Annotated in this window: 19 protein-coding genes and 1 tRNA gene; 12 read left to right on the plus strand and 8 right to left on the minus strand. The window is 65.9% G+C overall.

Annotated features, from left to right (window positions below; translation table 11 throughout):
• The first annotated feature begins 135 nt into the window (after positions 1-135).
• The 3 genes from N826_RS14415 (at position 136) to N826_RS14425 (ending at position 2,098) form a co-directional block, all read left to right on the plus strand.
• Positions 136-318, plus strand: coding sequence for a hypothetical protein (locus tag N826_RS14415; protein ID WP_044429897.1), 183 nt, complete (start codon positions 136-138; stop codon positions 316-318).
• Positions 319-448: 130 nt separating this feature from the next.
• Complete coding sequence (locus N826_RS14420; RefSeq protein ID WP_052831257.1) at positions 449-1,399, plus strand: alpha/beta fold hydrolase; 951 nt, start codon at positions 449-451, stop codon at positions 1,397-1,399.
• 42 nt (positions 1,400-1,441) lie between these two features.
• Positions 1,442-2,098: a class I SAM-dependent methyltransferase gene (locus N826_RS14425; protein WP_044429899.1), complete on the plus strand. Its 657-nt coding sequence runs from the start codon at positions 1,442-1,444 to the stop codon at positions 2,096-2,098.
• A gap of 138 nt (positions 2,099-2,236) precedes the next feature.
• On the opposite strand, the gene N826_RS43045 is transcribed toward N826_RS14425, so the two are convergent.
• The gene (locus N826_RS43045) at positions 2,237-2,395 is read right to left on the minus strand and encodes a hypothetical protein (protein ID WP_157599342.1); all 159 of its coding nucleotides are present in this window, start codon (positions 2,393-2,395) and stop codon (positions 2,237-2,239) included.
• A gap of 206 nt (positions 2,396-2,601) precedes the next feature.
• Here N826_RS43045 and N826_RS14430 point away from each other — a divergent pair, with 206 nt between their 5' ends.
• The 3 genes from N826_RS14430 (at position 2,602) to N826_RS40020 (ending at position 6,822) form a co-directional block, all read left to right on the plus strand.
• The gene (locus tag N826_RS14430; RefSeq protein WP_044429901.1) at positions 2,602-3,258 is read left to right on the plus strand and encodes a hypothetical protein; all 657 of its coding nucleotides are present in this window, start codon (positions 2,602-2,604) and stop codon (positions 3,256-3,258) included.
• Between the two features lie 412 nt (positions 3,259-3,670).
• Positions 3,671-3,747 (plus strand) — tRNA-Asp (locus tag N826_RS14435).
• 291 nt (positions 3,748-4,038) lie between these two features.
• Positions 4,039-6,822: a hypothetical protein gene (locus N826_RS40020; RefSeq protein WP_052831259.1), complete on the plus strand. Its 2,784-nt coding sequence runs from the start codon at positions 4,039-4,041 to the stop codon at positions 6,820-6,822.
• Positions 6,823-6,830: 8 nt separating this feature from the next.
• Here the strand turns inward: N826_RS40020 and N826_RS14445 are convergent, their stop codons facing one another.
• Genes N826_RS14445 through N826_RS43050 form a run of 3 tightly spaced genes read right to left on the minus strand, consistent with a single transcriptional unit; the run spans position 6,831 to position 9,140 of the window.
• Entirely contained in the window at positions 6,831-7,679 is an 849-nt protein-coding gene (locus N826_RS14445) for a TAXI family TRAP transporter solute-binding subunit (protein ID WP_084720757.1), read from the minus strand.
• A complete protein-coding gene (locus N826_RS14450; RefSeq protein WP_044429903.1) occupies positions 7,601-8,857 on the minus strand; it encodes a DUF445 domain-containing protein in 1,257 nt (418 codons plus the stop codon). The genes N826_RS14445 and N826_RS14450 overlap by 79 nt, the downstream gene beginning before the upstream one ends.
• The gene (locus N826_RS43050; protein WP_147040751.1) at positions 8,850-9,140 is read right to left on the minus strand and encodes a hypothetical protein; all 291 of its coding nucleotides are present in this window, start codon (positions 9,138-9,140) and stop codon (positions 8,850-8,852) included. The genes N826_RS14450 and N826_RS43050 overlap by 8 nt, the downstream gene beginning before the upstream one ends.
• Here N826_RS43050 and N826_RS14455 point away from each other — a divergent pair.
• The 3 genes from N826_RS14455 (at position 9,123) to N826_RS14465 (ending at position 11,982) form a co-directional block, all read left to right on the plus strand.
• Positions 9,123-11,237: a sensor histidine kinase gene (locus tag N826_RS14455; protein ID WP_044429905.1), complete on the plus strand. Its 2,115-nt coding sequence runs from the start codon at positions 9,123-9,125 to the stop codon at positions 11,235-11,237. The genes N826_RS43050 and N826_RS14455 overlap by 18 nt on opposite strands.
• A gap of 83 nt (positions 11,238-11,320) precedes the next feature.
• Positions 11,321-11,755 carry a Fur family transcriptional regulator gene (locus N826_RS14460; RefSeq protein WP_044429907.1) on the plus strand — a complete coding sequence of 145 codons (435 nt, stop codon included), beginning with the start codon at positions 11,321-11,323 and terminating at the stop codon, positions 11,753-11,755.
• A complete protein-coding gene (locus N826_RS14465; RefSeq protein ID WP_044429909.1) occupies positions 11,752-11,982 on the plus strand; it encodes a hypothetical protein in 231 nt (76 codons plus the stop codon). Before N826_RS14460 ends, N826_RS14465 begins: the two co-directional genes overlap by 4 nt.
• Before the next feature lie 72 nt (positions 11,983-12,054).
• On the opposite strand, the gene N826_RS14470 is transcribed toward N826_RS14465, so the two are convergent.
• Entirely contained in the window at positions 12,055-12,294 is a 240-nt protein-coding gene (locus N826_RS14470) for a hypothetical protein (protein WP_044429911.1), read from the minus strand.
• Between the two features lie 178 nt (positions 12,295-12,472).
• Between N826_RS14470 and N826_RS14475 the strand changes: the two genes are divergently transcribed.
• Entirely contained in the window at positions 12,473-12,907 is a 435-nt protein-coding gene (locus N826_RS14475) for an acyl-CoA thioesterase (protein WP_044430093.1), read from the plus strand.
• Between the two features lie 4 nt (positions 12,908-12,911).
• Positions 12,912-14,207, plus strand: coding sequence for a class I SAM-dependent RNA methyltransferase (locus tag N826_RS14480; RefSeq protein ID WP_044429914.1), 1,296 nt, complete (start codon positions 12,912-12,914; stop codon positions 14,205-14,207).
• A gap of 255 nt (positions 14,208-14,462) precedes the next feature.
• Here the strand turns inward: N826_RS14480 and N826_RS14485 are convergent, their stop codons facing one another.
• On the minus strand, positions 14,463-15,464 hold the full coding sequence (locus N826_RS14485) for a TerC family protein (RefSeq protein WP_044429915.1): 1,002 nt from the start codon (positions 15,462-15,464) through the stop codon (positions 14,463-14,465).
• Positions 15,465-15,648: 184 nt separating this feature from the next.
• Positions 15,649-17,514, minus strand: coding sequence for a sensor histidine kinase (locus N826_RS14490; protein WP_052831265.1), 1,866 nt, complete (start codon positions 17,512-17,514; stop codon positions 15,649-15,651).
• 151 nt (positions 17,515-17,665) lie between these two features.
• Here N826_RS14490 and N826_RS14495 point away from each other — a divergent pair, with 151 nt between their 5' ends.
• The gene (locus tag N826_RS14495; RefSeq protein ID WP_044429917.1) at positions 17,666-17,872 is read left to right on the plus strand and encodes a hypothetical protein; all 207 of its coding nucleotides are present in this window, start codon (positions 17,666-17,668) and stop codon (positions 17,870-17,872) included.
• 41 nt (positions 17,873-17,913) lie between these two features.
• Here N826_RS14495 and N826_RS14500 read toward each other — a convergent pair whose 3' ends face one another.
• Complete coding sequence (locus tag N826_RS14500) at positions 17,914-19,140, minus strand: class I SAM-dependent rRNA methyltransferase (RefSeq protein WP_044429918.1); 1,227 nt, start codon at positions 19,138-19,140, stop codon at positions 17,914-17,916.
• Between the last annotated feature and the right edge of the window lie 79 nt (positions 19,141-19,219).

The following is a 19,219-nucleotide window of genomic DNA, read 5'->3' on the forward strand; positions in this document are numbered from 1 at the left end:
GGTTCCTCCGGTATCGAATGATTTCTCTTCCGACTACCGCATCACCGGCCCGCAAGGGCTAGGCCCAAATCATCATAGAAATATTAAATCAAATTTTATACGATCTGGACGACAATTTTGATCCGGACCATAGCGATGCGTTCTCTGCCCAAGTTCATGGATGTGTCATTGCCGGCGACGGAGACGGAGACGGCGCCGATCGGCGGTGGCCGTCCGCTTCCAGCGCGCAAGGCGCTGGTGGTCTGGGTGGCCTTGATGTCGGCAGCATGGGTGATCCTGGGAGCGGGCGCCTATGCCGTCCTGATGCCGGGTTCATAAACAGCTTCGCCTTCTGCACGGCACTGCTGCCGGTTTATCCGGAGCATGATGAGATCATGGGGTTTCCTTGCCCGCGATTCGTACCAACATCGATCCGCGGGATCGAGTACGGAGAAGGCGGGAAACCATAGTGTACCTTGGCGGCTTGCGCAGCAGTACGATCACCTTGCCGGACGGACGCCGTCTCGGGATCGCGGAGTACGGCGATCCGGCCGCGCTGCCGGTATTGTATTGCCATGGTTTTCCCAGCTGCCGGCTGGAACCGTCGATGCTGCCGGTTTCGGGCATACGGCTTATCGCCGTCGACCGGCCGGGGTACGGTCTGTCCGATCCGCTTTCCGGACGTACGCTGCTGGACTGGCCGCAGGACATCGCGTCGGTGGCGGATGCCTTAGGGCTCGGCCGCTTCGCCGTCGCCGGCGTTTCCGGAGGTGCGCCATATGCCGCAGCCTGCGCCGCCCGGTTGAAAGACCGGATTATCGGTCTGGCGCTCATCTGCGGCATTGCGCCGCCGGGGGAAGGCAAGGAAGGAGCCAACGGGGCAGGGTGGGAGGCCGGCGGAGCGGCCGCGCGCCTCATGACCCTGGACCGGTTGCCCGGTACCGTTCCTGTCATAGCGGCCTTGGCAAGGCGGCTGGTCGTCGGGGTCGACTCACCCAGGCTCCTGCGCACGCTGTTGCGCTTCGGACATCTGCCGGAACCCGACCGCGCCGTGCTTTCGGCGGGCTTCGGCATCCCCGTCCTCGACAATTTCCGGGAAGCGTTGCGCCAAGGCATCGGCGGCGCCGTCGCCGATGCCCGCATCTATGCGCGGCCCTGGGGTTTCGATCCAGCCGGGATTGTGGCGCCGACGGTGATCTGGCATGGCAATCTGGACAATCAGGTGCCGGTCGCCGCGGCGGAAGTGTACGCCCGGCTTATTCCACATGCACGGTTGTGCTTATTGGAGGGTGAAGGCCATTTTTCCTTGGTCGTACGGCATCATCATGCGATCCTTGCGTCGCTTTTTGCCATTGCGGAACGGTACGCTGGCGACGATGTTACGTCACACGCTCGCGCGTGTCCCGGCTTGGATGCTTGAGCCGGTGCGTCTGCCCGTTTCTCTCAACGATAGAATAAGCACATGCACATAGATACCGTACGCGCTGCCTATCGCCGTTATGCCGGCGTCTACGATCTTGTCTTTGGCAAGAGTTTCGAGGCGGGACGCCAGCAGACGCTAGATAGCATCAACCGTCGCCGGGGCCTGCGAGTCCTCGAGGTGGGGGTCGGCACCGGGCTGTCCCTTCCCGATTATCATCCCGACAACATCATCGTCGGCATCGATGCCTCGGAGGAAATGCTGAGGCTCGCCCATGAGCGCGTCGCCAAGAAGGGACTCAAGAACATCGAGAGCCTGGTCGAGATGGACGCTCAGAAGATGACCTTCGAGGACGCCAGCTTCGACGTCGTCGTGGCGATGTATGTGATGACGGTCGTGGAAGACCCGAAGGCCGTGATGGACGAGTTGAAGCGCGTCTGCAAGCCGGGCGGCGACATCTATATCGTCAACCACTTCTCGGCGGAGAAAGCCGGTCTCCGGCTGAAGTTCGAGCGCATGATCGCCAACTTCGCGGAACTGCTGGGCTGGCACGCCGATATGCCGATGACGCCCTTGCTGTCGAACGCGGGCATCGAAATCGTGAAGATCTCCAAGCTGCCGCCGTTCGGCATGTTCACGATGGTCCACTGCCGGAACCAGGACACTTCCGGAGAGGCGATGCTTCAGGGTGCCGGGTAAGCCTGCCGGCCCGCGACCTCGGTCCTGAAACAGCAATCTTGAGACAAGTTATTCCGGCGGTTCAGGCCCGCCCGCTCAATTCAGCGATGAACGAGCGGGCGGGCCTGAACCGCCGTTGCATATCTGCGAACAGGGTCTTTACCGGGCGACCGCGAGCAGAAGGGCGAGGTTGATGCCCGCCATGGCCACGACAACCGGAACCAGCCAGGTCGGGTGGGTTACGAACAGGGCGATGATGACCAGCAGACCGACCAGGGCCAGTACACCGGCGGCCAGGGGCTTGAGATAGACGTCCATTTCCGGATCTCCGTTCTACATACAGCAACGCGCAAAATTCCAGGCTGCAAGCTACACGAACCGCTCCCCGGCCGGTGTTCAAACCATGGCCGCCGGTATGCGGCCTGTTGTCACAAGATGTCCTTCGATCCTCGGATGCGGAACCGCTGCCTCTCCCCACGGTTTGACTTGGGATATACCGTTCGATCCGATCGAGGAGCCGCGACATGGACCACTCACGCCTGTTCGCCCTGTATGACAGTCCCGATAACGCCCTGGCGGCGCTGGACGACCTGACGAACGCGGGAACCGGCAGGGATGCCGTCACTTTGCTCAGCCCGCATGCCGCCGGACGCCACGGAAGCGCCACGTCGGCCGACATCCCTGCGGACCGCCACGCGAGCAGTAACGTCAATGTCACGGGCATAGGGCCGCTGGTGGTGATCGGTCCGCTCGGGGCTCAACTGCACGACCGCGACATCGTCGCGGTGCTCCGCGACGGCAGCGTCGAGCTGCGGGACGCCCAGACTGCGGCGGAAGGCTTGCGCCGGGGTGCCACCCTGCTGGTCGTCGATGCTCCCCGTTCGTCCCATGACGAAATCCTGGAAATCGTGGACCGCCATCACCCGATCAGGCTGGAAAGCCTCGGCCCGACTTACCTGGAGCCGGGATGGAGTCGTGTCGACCGGGTCGCGGGCGACGATGGCGTGCTGGAAGTTGCCGACGACCTGCTGAACGTCAAGCGTCCGGGTGAAGACGCTACGGCGTTCCGTCCGCTGGCGCCGGGAAAGGAAGAGTTGGGGCTTTCCAAGTCGGGCGCCGAGAACCCGGAAGCCGGCAAGGGAGAAATCCTGGGTGGCCAGGGAGCCGGTCCGGACCGGTGAAACGGGTTCGAACCGCTTCCTGAAATGACGAACCCCCGCGTGCTCAGTGGCAGCGGGGGTTCTTAGCGGTTAAAGGATTACCGCAGTTCGGCGCAATGCCGTTCAAACTTGGTAGCATGTGAAGTGCCAATTCAATGGCATATTCATGTAATCGCCGGCGGACTCATGGATTTTACTCACCCTCCAATCAATCGGCACTTGGCCTTTTAGATGGATCCTAGCCATTTTGCAGGCTACGGAGAAGTTTGTCCTGATCTGACGACCTCCTCGTTCTTGCTACACTTTTATGATGTGCCTTTGTCTTAGGGCTGTCAAGCGTCGGACGCTCCGGAAAATTCATTCGGATCGAAAAAAAATGCTCATTGGGTATGGACAAGGCCTCTCTGGCGTCGTAGTTACCCGGCCTCACGACGCGGGTGTAGCTCAGTTGGTTAGAGCGCCGGCCTGTCACGCCGGAGGCCGCGGGTTCAAGTCCCGTCACTCGCGCCATTCTCCCGAATGGCATCTGCCTGGATAAACCGTCCAGCTTTCCGCACAAGATCCAATAGTCGAGATCCTCGCCTTTCGGCGAGTCGCGGTAACCCTCCCCTCTATCCACAAGCCTATCGGTCGGCCGCTCGCCTAAAGCGGTATCCCGCAAGCCCATCGACCGCTGCGCCCGATCCACCTGTTACCGCTTCTGATAAATTGGCCGTACGCCTCCCCACGGTGGGGAGGCGCGACTGTTTGATACCGTCCAGGAAACCCCATGAAGGGGACCGGACCAGGGGGGACGGAAGTATGCGGATAGGGCAGAAAGCCCATGGTCTCAGGCCGAACCGGCCGTTCTGGCCAGGAGCCGGCAGAGGGACCGATCTCGACCAGATTTCAACGGCCCTGACACGGGCCGGCGCCGTCGTCGTGGTGACCGGCGCCGCCGCCATGGGCAAGACAAGGCTTGCACTCGAGGCGACGGCCCGGATCAATGCGGCCTCGATCCCGTGCAGGATGGTCAACGGGGACCGTCACGACGACCTGAACGCGATTATCGAAGAAATGGCGCGGCTGCCCGAGCCGCGCTCTACCGACACAAGGGCGCGTGCCCTGCTGGTTGTCGATCGGGCCGAAGATGCCGGCGCCCAGACCCTGGAGCGGCTGATCCTGATCGCGGGCGCCACGTCCATTTCCGTGATGCTGGTCGGGCGGGCCGAACTTGTCGGCATGCTGGTCAGATCGGTGCCGGAACAGGTCTGTGACGCCATCACCCGCTACGTGGCGCTGGAACCGCTGGACGCCGACCGGACGGCGGAGTTCGTGGCGCACTGCCTTGGTGACGAAACATCGCCGGTGACCTGCGGCAGCGATGCGCTTCGCCGTATCTCCGCCCATAGCCGAGGTGTTCCCGGCATCATCGACAGGCTGATGACGGATGCCGTGCGGCTGGCCAGATTAAGCCGGAGCGCCCGGCTGACGGCGACGGTCATCGACATGATCGCCGACGAGGAACATCCGCCCGCCGAGCAGCCGGATCCGGAAGTTCCGGCGCAATCGCATGCCCGGCTGGACCCGCCGTCATCGGCCACCCCGGCTTTCCGGCGGAAGGCCAGACCGGCCGCCGCACCGCAGCCGGTCCAGCCGCAGCCCGAACCCGACCGGCACGAAGGTCGCACAGGATCGATGCGGAGGGTCCTGACAGGACTTCAAGGGGCGCCCGACCCCCGCCACGGGTACGACACCCGTTACGGATACGGCGACGACTCCGCGTTTCTGGACGAGGACGCCGACGTCACTGACTGGCCGCGGTCTTCGGCGGACATGCTGCATCCGCCAGCGCGGCCGGCACGCCGGATCCCGCCCTGGGCCGGCGGCATAGCCTTCGTCTTGGTAGCGACCAGCGCCATCGCCCTTCAGCATTACCTGCAGTCGGGCGCACCCATCCTGACCCCGGCGGATGGACAGCGTGCGGTCGTAAGCTCGGTGCTTGGGGATACCGGCAGCCGTTCGGCGGCACCTTCCCCGATGCGGCAACCCGACCCGGCGCAAACGGCAGGCCAACCAAGTGCCCGCAGCCCCGAACAAGTGCCTATGGCGGACTATCTTCAGCGGGTGCAAGTGGCGGTGGTCGAGTCGCGCATGCTCAGCGCGCCGGCCGACGAAGGCGAGGCGGAGCGGTCCGTTATGCCGGAAGCAGCCGCCGAACCGAACCCGGAGATGCCCGTTGTCCAGGCACCGGCAACGGAGCCCCTGGCGGAGACCATGCCGGGGTCGGAGCCGGTTCCCCCGGCGCCGGCGGAAAGCGTTCAGCCGGTTCAGGAGCCGCCCGTCTATGAAAACGAAGCGATAGCTCCCGCCGAGCCCGAGCCGGCTCCTGCGGAAGCCATGCCGGCAGAGCCCGCACCGCCTGAACCTACGGCTGAATCTCTGCCTGAACCGGAGACCCCGGCGCCGGCGGTAGAGGCCGTCACGCCTGCCGAGCCGGAAGAGGTTCCGGCGGAAGCGGTTCCGATGGCGCCCACACCGACAGCGGAAAGTCCGGCGGAACCGGCGCCAGCAGACAGAGCGGCCGAGTCGGCTCCGCCTGACGCCGCCCAGCCGCTGGAACCGGAAACCCCGGCTGCGGAAATGTCTCCCCCGGCGGAAACCGCACCAGGCGACCCCGCTCCGAGCGAGCCGGTGGCATCGGAGCCGGAGTTGCCGGCAGCGTCCGAACCCCCGGCAGCCGCCGTCGTTCCGGAAACCCTTCCGCAGGATCCGGCCGCCGAGCAGACCGCACCACCGGAGCCGGCGCCTGAGCCGACCATCGCGGAGCCGGCGCCACCAGCGGCCCCGGCCGCCGAGCCCCCGGCGGACATCGCCATCCCCGAGCCGGCCCTGCCGGAGCCGATCCCCGAGCAGGCTTCCCCACCGGAACCCGAACCGGCACCAATCATCGCGGAACCGGCACCACCGCCTGAACCGGCTCCCGAGCCCCCGGCGGACATCGCCATTCCGGAGCCGGCCCCACCGGAGCCGATCCCGGAGCAGGTTTCTCCGCCGGAGCCGGAGCCGGCGCCGACCATCGCTGAGCCGGCGCCACCGCCTGAACCGGCTCCCGAGCCCCCGGCGAACATCGCCATTCCGGCGCCGGCCCCGCCGGAGCCGATCCCGGAGCAGACTTCTCCGTTGGAGCCCGAGCCTGCACCGACCCTTGCGGAGCCGGCACCATCGCCTGAACCGGAACTGCCATCACCGGAACCGCCGGCACCTGCGCCCGCAGTCGTTACGGCGGCACCTCCGCCGGCTCCCGCACCGGCAGCGCCGAAGCCGCCTTCCATCGCGGAATCGGTTCTTCTGGAAAGGGGGGATCGCCTGCTCGCACTCGGCGATATCGCCTCGGCACGCCTTCTATACGAGTCGGCCGCCGCCGGGGGCAGCGCGCGGGGCGCTCTGCTGGCGGGCCGGACGCTCGATCCGTCCTATCTGCGCAGCTTGGGCACCAGGGGCGTGACCGGCGATCCCGCACGCGCGGCCGAGTGGTATGAAAAGGCTGCCAAGCTGGGCGACGACTTGGCAGCGACCCATCTGGAGGCCTTGGGGCGCCGCTGACCGGCGCCCTACTGGGTCTTGCGGCCGTTCAGCCACATGTCCGCCGCGCTGAACCGGGTCCAGCCGGGGAACTGGGCCGCCAGATTTACCTCGCGCCACTTCGCATGGCGCGGGGGCCTCTGGAATTCTTCGAAGCGGTCGAAGAACGCCTGGGTGAAATGGGCCACCTTGCGGTACCGGTCGTTGTCCGCGGGCCAGTTGTAGACCACCATGACGGCACCGACCGCCACGGTGCTGACGGTGCCGCCATCGGCGACCAGTCCCGGATAATCTTGGTGGCCCAGTGTCGATGGAAGATAGGTATCCAGCAACTCGGCGCTCGCCTCGACCGGGAGGAAATGCAGCCCCCCATCCGACGTCAGGTCGCGGAACAGCCGGGTAGGCTTACCGGCCACATAGGCTGTCGCCGAGATTTTGCCGGCTGTCAGCTTTTCGACCGCCGGCGCCTGATCGAACGACGTCCGCTCGACGTCGATCCCCAGCTTGCCGAACAGCAGCGACGCCGTCATGTCGGTGCCGCTGCCAGCGACGTCGAAATTGACCATTCGGCCAGCCAGATCCTTGACGTCACGGATCCCGCCGGCTGCCAGCAGGTGGAACTCCTCGTTGTATAGCTTGGCGATGTAGCGGACGCGCTTGTCGATGGTCGGGAACAGGCGTTCCCGCTGTGCATAGGCCAGCACGTCCGACTGGACGATGCCAACGTCGATGCCGCGCGTACGGGTGACCCTCTCGAAAGGGGCGACGGCAATGGCAGAGGGAGTGCGGCGGACGCCGGTCAGCCGGTGAACTGGGTCAGCAGGAAGAGTGCCGAGCCGACCAGGGAGGCGACGATGGTGCCGGAAATCCGGACATATTGGAGGTCACTGCCGACCGCGGTTTCTACCCTGTCGGAGACGGTTTGGGCGTCCCAGCCATGGACCACTTCGGCGATGAAGCGGCCGATGCCGCGCCGCCACGGCGAGACCATCTCCAAGGCCAGCCGCTCGACGGAGGCGTTCAGGCGAGCCCGCATGGCCGGGTCGGCTTCCAGCGTCGCCGCCAGCGACCGCAGTCCCGTCGTCAGCGCCTCGCGCGTCTTTCCATCCGGCCTTGCCAAGTCGTCGAGGGTGAGATCGCGCATCTCGTCCCACAGCCCGGCCAGCCAGATCTGGATTTCCGGCCGGTCGAGCAGCTGCGCCTTTGCGGCTTCCACCTGGGCACGCGTGTCGGGATCGTCCTGAAGGTCGCGCGCCAGATCCTCGATAGCCAGTTCCATCCTGATGCGGGTCACGGAAGCCGGGTCCAGCAGGTCGGTCAGGAACTCCTGCGCGCCCTGGCCGATCTTCTGGGCGACCCGCCGGTCGATCGCCTTCGGGATCCACCAGCCGCTGCGCTGTCCGACCATGGATTGCAGACGGCCCTGGTTGCGGTCCATCAGCGTCAGCGCCCAGGCTACGACGCGTTCCAGCAGCGGCTGGTGCTGGCCGCTGGATACCAGCACGCCCAGTATCTTGCCGAGCAGGGGGCTGACCTCGGCACCGCGCAACTGCTCGCCCAGCGCCCGGCCGAAGAAGGCGCGCAGTTCGCGGTCCTCGACCGACTGGATCAGGGTCGGCAGCGTCGTGGTCAGGCGCGCCGCCAGCGCTTCCACCATTCCCGGCGCATTCAGCCAGCGGACGACCCTGTCCGCCGGGTCGATCGACCGGAGCTTCGCCGCGACCAGCGAAGGCTCCAGGAAGTTCCGCTCCACGAAGCTGCCAAGCCCGTCGCCGATCCGGTCCTTGTTGGCCGGGATGATGGCGGTATGGGGGATCGGCAGTCCCAGCGGACGGCGGAACAGGGCGGTGACCGCGAACCAGTCGGCCAGGGCGCCGACGATGGCCGCTTCCGACGCGGCGCGTGCCAGTTCCACCCAGAAGCCCGGCTCGGGCACGAAGCGCAAGGCGGTGAACAGGGTGGCGGCAAGCACAAGCAGGCCGGTCGCCAGGTTCCGGTTCCGCCGCAGGAGGCGGCGCTGGCCCGCTTCGTGGTCGGTATCCTGATCTTCAAGCATGTCGGCCGATCATATCGGTCTGGCGGTCGTACTGGTCGGGCATTTTTTCGGCGATGGTCGCGTGAATCGGTTCGCGGCAGGTCCGCATCCCGGCAACACGCGTGGTGCTCTCCTGGTTGCCGGATGGCTGGACTAGGGCTATCGCATCGGCGTCAAACCGGATAGAACCGCATTTCCAGTTCGTGAGATCCGGCCAGTTCAGCTTACCTTCCGTCGTCCTAACCCGATCGGGTGTCATGATCGGGGGGACAGGATCACGGAGATCATGAAACAGCGCGTTCATTTCGTGGGGTTCGCCGCCACCGTCCTGCTGCCGCTGCTGATATTTTGCAGTGCCATGGTTTTCCTGTTCGACCGGCAGCAGCAGGAGCAGATCGAGCGCATGCTCGTTCAGACGGCGCGGACATTGTCCGACGCGGTGGACCGTCAGTTGATCAACCATGTCTCCGGCCTTGAAGCGCTGGCGACCTCGATCCACCTGGACGAAGACAATCTGGCGGACTTCTCGATCGAAGCGGAACGCCTGCTCGACAGCCGGCCGGAGTGGATGTCGCTACGCCTCAGGCGGGCGGCCGATGCCGCCCTGGTTGTGGTGGCGTTCCCCCAGCGGAGCGGCGACACCCTGCCTTCCGACCAGTTGCCGCCGGCTGCGGTGCAGGAACAGATCGAGAGGGTCGCCGCTTCCGGTGGGCCGGAAATCAGCGATCTCCACGTACTTGCAGGAGGCGAGCCATTCGTTTCCGTGATGGTGCCGGTGAAGCGCGGTGGAGAGGTCCGTTACTTCCTGTCGGTCAACCTGCGGAGCGGCAGCCTTGGCGCTACCCTGGCCGGTCCGGCCATGCCCGATGGATGGGTCGGATCGGTGCTCGACCGCGAGCGGGTCATTGTGGCGCGCTCGCGCCGTCAGGAAGACTTCGTCGGCCAGCCGGCTACCGAATCGCTGCGGAAAGAGATCGAGCACGCGGCTAGCAGCTTCTTCTTCGCCCGCTCCGCCGAAGGGAGTGAAGTTTATGGCGCCTTGACGACGTCGTCGCTCTCCGGATGGACGGTGGCGGTCGGTGCACCGGCGGAGGTGGTGGCGGGTCCCCAGCACCGGTCGCTGCTTGCGGTATCGGCTGGAGGCCTGCTGTCCTTGGCGGCGACCCTTGGGCTGGCGGCCTTGCTGACCCGGGGCGCGTTGCGCCGCCAGAACATGGAGCGGCGACTGGCGGCGCTGGAACAGGAGCGCCTCGTCGAGCGCCGGCTGGGCGATGTCGCCGCCAACCTTCCCGGCATGATCTTCCGGCGGGTGGAAGAGGCGGACGGAACAGTCCGCTATCCCTATGTGACCAGGGGCCAGGGGGGACCGGCACCAGCTCCGTTCGTGCCGGACCCGGACGGCTGCGGAGACGAACTGGCGCACCTGATCCATCCCGACGACCGCCCCGCCTGGGCCGCCGCCTTCACCTTGCCAGCCGGGACGGAGCCGTCGCACCTCGAGGTCCGCGCCGTTCCCGATGCCATGTCCGAGGCCTTGCCGGATGGCGAAGCTGGTGGGAAGGTCATTGGGGAGGCCGACGGGGGAAGAGTGCGCTGGCTCCGGGTCATGGCGCGTCCGTCGCCCCAATCCGAGTCGGGTGGAGGGCGTGCCTGGGACGGCGTAGCCCTGGACGTCACCGACCTGAAGGAAATTCAGGACCGTCTGACCGGCGCCCTGGAGGAAAGCCAGACGCTGCTTGCGGAAGTCCATCACCGGGTAAAGAACAACCTGCAAGTGGTGTGGAGTCTGGTCCAGCTCGAGGCCATGCAGATCGACCATCCGGCGGCCCGTACCCGAATGGAGATCATCGGCCAGCGCATCAACGTCATGGGACGGATCCATGAACAGATCTATGCCCACCAGGAATTCACCCGCATCGACTTCAGCCTGCAACTCCGCGCGCTAGCCGAACGGTTGATCGGTCCGCGCGGCCAGCCGGCGCCGATCGCGCTGGAAGTGACCGGAGAGCGCCTGTTCTGTTCGCTCGATACGGCCATTCCCCTGGCCCTGATCGCCAACGAACTCGTTTCGAACGTCGTCGCGCATGCCTTCCCGTCCGGTGCATCTCCGTCCGGAACGCGCGGAACGGTCCGGATCGACCTGCGCCGCCATGACGAGGACGTCGTCATGACGATCGCCGACGACGGTGTCGGCCTGACGGAGGGCGGGAACGACGGCAAGGGGCTCGGCATGCGGCTGGTCGCTGCACTGGTCGGTCAGCTGGGAGCGCGCATGACCGTGGATGCCGGCGGAGCGCCAAGTATCGGAAGTTCGGCTAAAGATAGCCGTGATCCGGGTGGCGGAACCGGGGGAACCCGTGTCACAATAAAGGTTCCGGGACCCTGGTATGCCGCCGACTGAATTTTTTTGTCGAACTGGAGAGCGCACCTACTTTAGAAACAGTTTAGATTGGTGTGCCAGCCCGAAGAAAAACCGAGGAACCCATGCCCACGCGCCTGGAAGAACTGTGCGTCCAAAAAGGTCTGAAAATGACAGAGCAGCGCCGGGTCATCTCCCGAGTGCTGTCCGAGGCGACCGACCACCCCGATGTCGAGCAGGTTTACCGACGTGCGGTCGAGATCGATCCCAAGATCAGCATCGCCACGGTCTACCGGACCGTCCGCCTGTTCGAGGAAGCCAATGTCATCGAAAGGCTGGACTTCGGCGACGGCCGGTCGCGTTTCGAGGAGAACCGCGAAGAGCACCACCATCACCTGATCGATCTGCAATCCGGTGAGGTGATCGAGTTCGTCAACGAGGAGTTGGAGCGGCTGAAGGAGCGAATCGCCCGCGACCTTGGCTACGAGCTGATCGGCCACAGGCTGGAACTCTACGGCATCCCAGTGAACCGTCCCGCCAAGCAATCAGGCGACAAGTGACGGTGTCGCGCCGGCAGGAGTCGGATGGGCAGGAGTCGCGCGGCCAGACGGCCGTGATCCGGACCTATCGGGAACTGCGCGGAAAAGGGCAGCCGGACCGATTCGCGCTCGAAGCCGCCCTTACCGTGTATTTTTGGCACCATCCCCTGGCACCGGCCGCGGAGGCCGGCCAGATCGTAGCCGGTTGGGTCCGGGCCAGTGGAACCGGCGATGCCACGTTTCACTGATCCCGGACGGTTCCGGCCGGGGCAGGGCCGCTGCGGTCAAGCCCTGTCAGGATAGAGACGGCAGACGATCCCTTATTCGTCGCCTTCTTCGGCGTCCTGCTCGATCTGGCTGGCAAGGTCGCGCAGCATGTCGACGACGTCCTCGTGGCTGGTCTCCTCGACCGCCTGGTTGACGGCGGCTTCGATCATGGCGACGGCAACATAAGAGGACAGCGGACCGCCCTCCTTCATCGCCGCTTCGAGATGTTTTTCGGCGAGATCGAGCGCCTTGTCGAACATGGCTTCGGCAGGGCTGTTGTTCTGGTCGGTCATTTCAAGGTCCCCTTGGGGCATGGTGGCGTGGCAAACAGGCCGTCGATGGGCGAGCTATAGCATTCCGGATTGAAAGGCGCGTCCCAAATCGTTCGCTGTCGTCGTGCGGGTTGTTCTCTGTCTAAACCGGTAACGGCATGCTTTGCTGCACCGGATCGACAAGCAAGGATTCTTCAAAATGGATAACGATGCCTCCACCGCAATCACCAGCCAGGATTTCTACCCCTACTGGATCGACGAATCGGTGCGCTTCGCCGACCTGGACCCGCTGGGCCACGTCAACAACGCCGCCATCAGCACCTATTTCGAAAGCGCACGGGTGGCACTGTTCAGCGACTCAGGCAACTCTCCCGTGTCCGGTCCGCTCTCCGTCGTGATCGCCCGGATCGTGATCGATTTCCGGTCGGAGATGCATTATCCCGGTGCTCTTCGAGTCGGCTTGAAGGCGACCCGCTTCGGCCGCTCTTCCCTGACCGTGGCAGGCGCCATCTTCCATGGCGAGACCTGCATCGCGACCAGCGAAGTCGTCTGCGTCCTGTTCGACACGACCGCGCGGCGGTCGGCGGAAATTCCGGCGGCGGTCCGCGCCCGCCTGACGGAACTGGCCGGCTGACGCGATGGCAAGACGCCCTCAGCGCAAGGCCAGGACCCAGGCTCCCGTCGAGGTCACCGTCGGCGAAATCGGCGCCCGCGGCGACGGTCTGGCCGACTACGGAGGCCGGCGGGTCTATGTCCCGCTGACCGTGCCGGGCGACCGCGTCCGCATTCTGCCGGGCGAGCCGCGCGGCGATGGCATCGCCGCCCGCCTGCTCGACGTACTGGAACCCGGCCCGGACCGGGCGGTCCCGCCCTGTTCTCATTTCGGGATCTGCGGCGGCTGTGCGCTTCAGCACCTGACCGACGGCGCCTATGCCGGCTGGAAGCGTGCCCAGGTGGTGACGGCGCTTAGTCGTGCCAAGCTGACGGGGATCGACGTCGCGCCGACCGTCCGCACGCCGCCCGCCAGCCGCCGCCGCGCCACTTTCGCCGCTACCCGGCGCAGCGGACGCGCGACGCTGGGTTTCAACGAGCGGCAAAGCCACAGGATCGCCGATATCTCCGGGTGTCTGGTGGTCGAGCCGGGCATCCGGGCTCTGCTCGGGCCGCTCGAAGACCTGCTGACGGCCATGCTTCCAGACGGGGCCGCGCTCGACGTGACCGTGGCCGTTCTCGAAGGTGGTCCGGACGTGCTTCTGACCGGCGGTCCCGAACCGGGGCTCGATGCCCGCGAGCGGCTGGCCGCCTTCGCCGAGGAGCAGGACATCGCCCGCCTGTCGTGGCGGCGCTCGCCGTCGTCGCCGCCGGAACCCGTGGCCGCCCGTCGTCCCCTCCATGTCAGGTTCGGCGGAACAGCTGTACCGGTCGAGCCCGGCGCCTTCCTTCAGGCCAGCGGCGAGGGCGAGGCGGCGCTGGTCGATGCCGTTCTGGCCGGCGTCGGCGGTGCCCGCAAGGTGGCCGACCTGTTCGCCGGTCTCGGCACCTTCACCTTTCCGATGGCCAGGACCGCCACCGTCCATGCGGTCGAAGGGGACGCTTCCGCCATGGCCACCCTGTCGGCGGCGGCCCGGACCCTGCCGAACGTGACCACGGCACGCCGCGACCTGTTCGAGGATCCGTTGACCGCTTCGGAATTGTCTCGCTTCGACGCCGTGGTCTTCGACCCGCCCCGCGCAGGCGCCCGCGAGCAGTCCACCCGGATCGCCGAGTCGGGGGTCCCCGTCGTGGTGGCCGTGTCGTGCAACCCCGCCACCTTCGCCCGCGACGCCCGCATCCTGACCGACAGCGGCTACCGCCTGGAAAGCGTCACGCCGGTCGACCAGTTCGTGTGGTCCGCCCATATCGAACTGGTCGCCCGCTTCAGGGCAGCCGGGTGAGACCGTGCGTCAGGTTGTTCCCGTAAGGGATCGACCTGTGTGAATACTTTAACCCCGTAGGCCGGCTGCTGCTTCGCTTCAGCCGGCCTACGGGATCGGGGCCTCCATCAGTCAACTTCTTTCGGCGCTTGGTACAAGCCGTGCTCGTCTATCCGTGCGCCTCGGCAGGGCGGATCGCTGCCGAGGGTTCCTCGTTCTTATCGCGCGGTGCGATGGTGTGCACCGTGACTCTTTGTCGGCGACACTCTTGCCGATTTACCGGGTCATGCCTTCGGCCGGGAGTTCACGGTCTCTCGTCATGACCAGCGAGACGATGACGCCGCCCAGCAGCAGGGCGAAGGTCACCGACAGCGAGATCACCGGGTCGAGCTTGCCGTAGAACTGGTTGTAGAAGATTTTGCCACCGATGAAGACCAGCACCAGGGCCAGCGCGTATTTCAGATAGTGGAAGCGATGGACCATCGCGGCCAGGGCGAAGTACAGCGCGCGCAGGCCCAGGATCGCGAAGATGTTGCTGGTATAGACGATATAGGGATCGGTCGTGATCGCGAAGATGGCGGGTACGGAGTCCACCGCGAAGACCAGGTCGGCGAACTCGATCAGGACCAGCGCCAGGAACAGCGGCGTTGCGAACCGGACCAGCTTGCCCGAACCTTTGGGATCGGGAGCCTTCACGAAGAATTTCTCGCCGTGCAGTTCCTCCGTGACGTTCAGGCGCTTGCGCAGGAACTTAAGGATCGGGTTACCGGAGATGTCCGGCTGCTTGTCCGCGATGAACAGCATCTTGATGCCGGTGATCAGCAGGAAGCCGCCAAAGATGAAGAGTATCCAGTCGAACTCGTTGATCAGCGCCGCACCCAGACCGATCATGATGCCGCGCAGGACGATGACACCCAGGATGCCCCAGACCAGCACGCGGTGCTGATAGATCCTGGGAATGGCGAAATACGTGAAGATCAGCGATATGACGAATACGTTGTCCATCGCCAGGCTCTTCTCGACGAAGAAGCCGGTGAAATACTGCATGCCCGGCTCGGGCCCGAGATACCACCAGAGCCAGGCGCCGAAAAGGCAGCCCATGGCGATGTAGCCGGCGCTGAGCCACAGACTTTCGGCGATGCCGATCTCGTGAGTCTTGCGGTGGAGGACGCCGAGGTCGAAGGCCAGCAGGGCGACGACGATACCGAGGAAAGAAAGCCAGATCCAGGCAGGTTTGCCCAGGAAGTCCGCCGAAACGGCGGCCAGGAGCGCGTCCATGGAAAGAATGACCCGTTTACGCTGCTGCGTCGGCTGTTGCTGACGGAAGGTCCGACATCACGGCCGACGCCTCGGCCGCCAGCGGGGCCCGGACCCGTGGGGTAGTCCATCCGAATTGGCACTGCGATGTGCGAAAATCAAGGGTCAGCCAATTGAAAATCACATAGCTGGTTCGAAAGTATGGCTAGGCTGAAAACGGCCGCGCCTCGGCGGGTTCCGGCGCGCGCCGGAGCGTCACCGTGAAGACGGCGCCGCCATCGGGATGGTTGGCGGCCGAGATCCGGCCGCCGAATCCCTGCACGATCCCATAGCTGATCGAAAGCCCAAGACCCAATCCCTCGCCCACTTCCTTGGTGGTGAAGAAGGGATCGAACAGTCTTGGCAGGTCATCTTCGTCGATGCCGGGGCCGGTGTCCCTCACGCTGAGCAGCACGTGTTCCTCGTCCTCCCCCAGGCTGATCGTGATCAGCCTGTGGTTGCGTGCCGACACCGCGTCCAGCGCGTTGCGCAGCAGGTTGACCAGCACCTGCTCCAGCCGTGCCTCGTCGGCAAGGACCGGCGGAGCCTTCTCCGGCAGTTCGAACACGATCTCGGCGCCCAGGTCGTTCGTCTGAGCGCCGAGAAGGCCCAACGCGTGCTCCACCACGGAACGCGGAGAGACAGGGGTGAGGATGCCCGAGGATTTCCGGGCGAAGGTCTTGAGCTGGCGGGTGATCTGCGCCATCCGCTCGGTCAGCTCCGCTATCTCGCCCAGGTTCGACCGCACCAGATCGAGCCGCCCGCGGTCCAGCAGAAGCCGGGCGTTCTCGGCATAGGACCGAATCGCCGAGACAGGTTGATTGACCTCGTGCACGATGCCGGCGGCCATCTGCCCCAGCGCCGCCAGCTTGGCCGCCTGTATCAGCTCGTCGCGGGCGCGCAGGACTTCCCGCTCGGCCCGCTCGCGCTCGGCGACCTCCTCCGTCAGCCGGGCGTTGGCGGAGCTGAGTTCGGCGGTGCGCTCCGTCACCCGGCGTTCCAGCATCAGTCCCGAACGCCGCTGGTATTCGAGGCGTTCGGCAAGCGCCATCCGCCGCTGGAGCACCACCAGCCCGGCCGCCAGCAGCAGCAGCGTCGCGATCCCGGCGCTCAGCGCCGCCGACAGGGCACGATCGCCGGCCGGCCGGCTGTCCAGCGCCACATGGACGTCCCATTCGGTATCGGGAATGCGCGCGGTGCGCACCATGGCGCTGTCCAGCGCCGGCAGCGGGCGTAGCTCCGCGTTGTGGTACTGCTGGCTGTCGCGCAACTCCTGCCGGGCATCGGCGCTCAGCGGCCGCAGGGTCCGGAAGCGCCAGTCGGGTACATTGGTGATGAAGACGATGCCGTGGCGGTCGGTGACGAAGACACGCTCGCCGCCCATCCCTTTCCAGGTCGTTTCCAGCGCATCCATCGCGACCTTGGCGACGACCACGCCCAGCGTATGGTTTTCCGCCCAGACCGGCCCCCATACCGGATACGCTATGTAGTAGCCGGGGATCTGCGACGTCGTTCCCAGCGCGAAGTACCGTCCGACCTTGCCGTCCAGCGCGTCCTGGAAGTAGGGACGGAAGGAGAAGTTGCGGCCGATGAAGCTGGTTTCGTCGGTCCAGTTGCTGGATGCCAGGGTAACGCCGTCGCGTCCCATGACATAGAGCGCCGACAGGGAAACGCCGGCGTTGAGCGCCGACAGCTTGCGGTCCACCCGGTCGATCAGTTCCAGGTCGCGCGGCTTGGCGAGCAGCGCCGTGACGTCCGGATCCCAGGCGAGCGCCAGCGGCAAGGCCCTGAACTTTTCCAGCTCGGCGGTCAGGGTCGCACTGTAGAGCGTCAGCCGCGCCTGCGCCGTCTCTCCCAGTTCGGTCAGCGCCCGTTCGCGCGCCCATTGGGCGGCACTGTATGCCGCAGGCGGCACCGTCACGCAGGCGGCGATCCCAAGCGCCAGCGCCAGCCCGCGAAAACCGCGCGGGAAAGCGAGCGGGCGCTTGCCCGCCGGCCACCGTGCCCCGATCACCGATATCAGATCCTTCAAGCGGCTTTCCTCAACCGGATACCAACCGTACAATGGAGGATGGTCCCGTCCACTTCCATCCGGAATTTCCAATCCGATAGAAGTGCCGAATGAAAGTGGACGAGAAGGGACCTTCCGGCCGGAGACGGCCGCTTCCCCCACGGAGAACCCGATGTCCGACGCCACCCTCGGCCCGCTGGCCGCTGCCGCTCGCTTCGTCTTCGGCGCCGACAATGCCACCGCCAAAGCCCTCACCGAGGCCGCGGCCGGCGGAACGGAGGCCGATGTCAAGCGCGCGCAGGCCCTGGTCAAGAAGCTCCCGGCCAAGGATCGCACCCGCCTGATGGCGGCTTTCCAGACATTCAGCGACGTCGGCTGACCGAAACCCTGGAACCGGTTCGGCCGCCGATCCCATCGCGGTCAGTCCAGCTGAAGGATCTGGGCCTTCAGATACGCCGTCTCGGGCAGGTGAGGATGGACGGGATGGTCCGCCGCCGCCCCGCCGGTGCGCAGGATCCGCCCGGTCCGACGGGCATCGTCCAGTCCGCGCGCGACCTGCTCGGCGAACAGCGGCACATCGACGTTGTGGCTGCACGACGCCACCAGCAGGAACCCACCGGGCGCCGTGATCGATGCCGCCAGCCGGGTCATCTTGCGATAGGCCCTGGAGCCCGCCTGAAGGTCCTTCTTCGACTTCACGAAGGCGGGAGGGTCGGCGATCACCACGCCGAACTTCTGTCCCGCTGCCGCCAGACGTTCCAGTTCCTCGAAGGCATCGGCCCGGCGGAACTCGCAGATGGATGCGACGCCGTTGGCGTCCGCCGCGGCCCGTCCGTTGGCCAAAGCGGCTTCGGAGCGATCGACCGCCACGACCGATCTGGCGCCGGCCCTGGCACACTGCACGGCGAACCCGCCGTTGTAGCTGTAGAAGTCGATGACATCGGCGTCTCGCGCCAGCGCCGCGATGGCGGCCCGGTTGTCGCGCTGGTCGTAGAACCAGCCCGTCTTCTGGCCCACTCCCGGGTCGGCGAAGAAGGCGCCGCCGTTTTCCTCCAGCCGGACTGGCCCTTCGAGGCTGCCGGATGCAACACGGACCCCGGTCGTCAGTCCTTCCAGGCCGCGTGACGGACTGTCGTTCCGAAGCACCACGGCTCTGGGGGCGAGCACCTCGTCCAGCGCCTCCAGCAGGGCCGGCGTCAGGCGGTCCATGCCGGCGGAGTTGGCCTGCAACACCACGACATCGCCGAACCGGTCCACGATCAGCGCCGGCAGTCCGTCCGCCTCGGCATGGACCAGCCGGTAGAAGGGCCGGTCGAACAGCTTCTCGCGCAGGTCCAGCGCCCGGCGCAGGCGGTCGGCCAGGAACGCCCGGCCGATCTCGGCGCCGGGATCGCGCGTCAGCATGCGCGTGCAGATCAGCGTGTGGGGGTTGAAGGTCGCGGCGCCGAGCGGGGCGCCGTCATGAGTCACCACACGGACCACGGTGCCGGGCGGGATCGCCTTGGCCGTGTTGTCCATGTGTATCTCGTTCGAATAGACCCAGGGATGGCCGTGCTGAACGCGCTTGTGGCGGCTGGGCTGCAAACGGATTGTCGGCCGCGACGCGGTGTCGCCCGACGGCGGATTGCCGGATGGAATGTCGTTCATGGGCCGCAGTCTACCCGCCCCGATCCCACAGGCAATAACAACTCGTGCGGTCCGTTTCGCAGGGGCCGGGCGTCGTTTC

Origin of the sequence: Skermanella aerolata KACC 11604, from assembly GCF_000936425.1 — a bacterium.
Lineage (GTDB): Bacteria > Pseudomonadota > Alphaproteobacteria > Azospirillales > Azospirillaceae > Skermanella > Skermanella aerolata.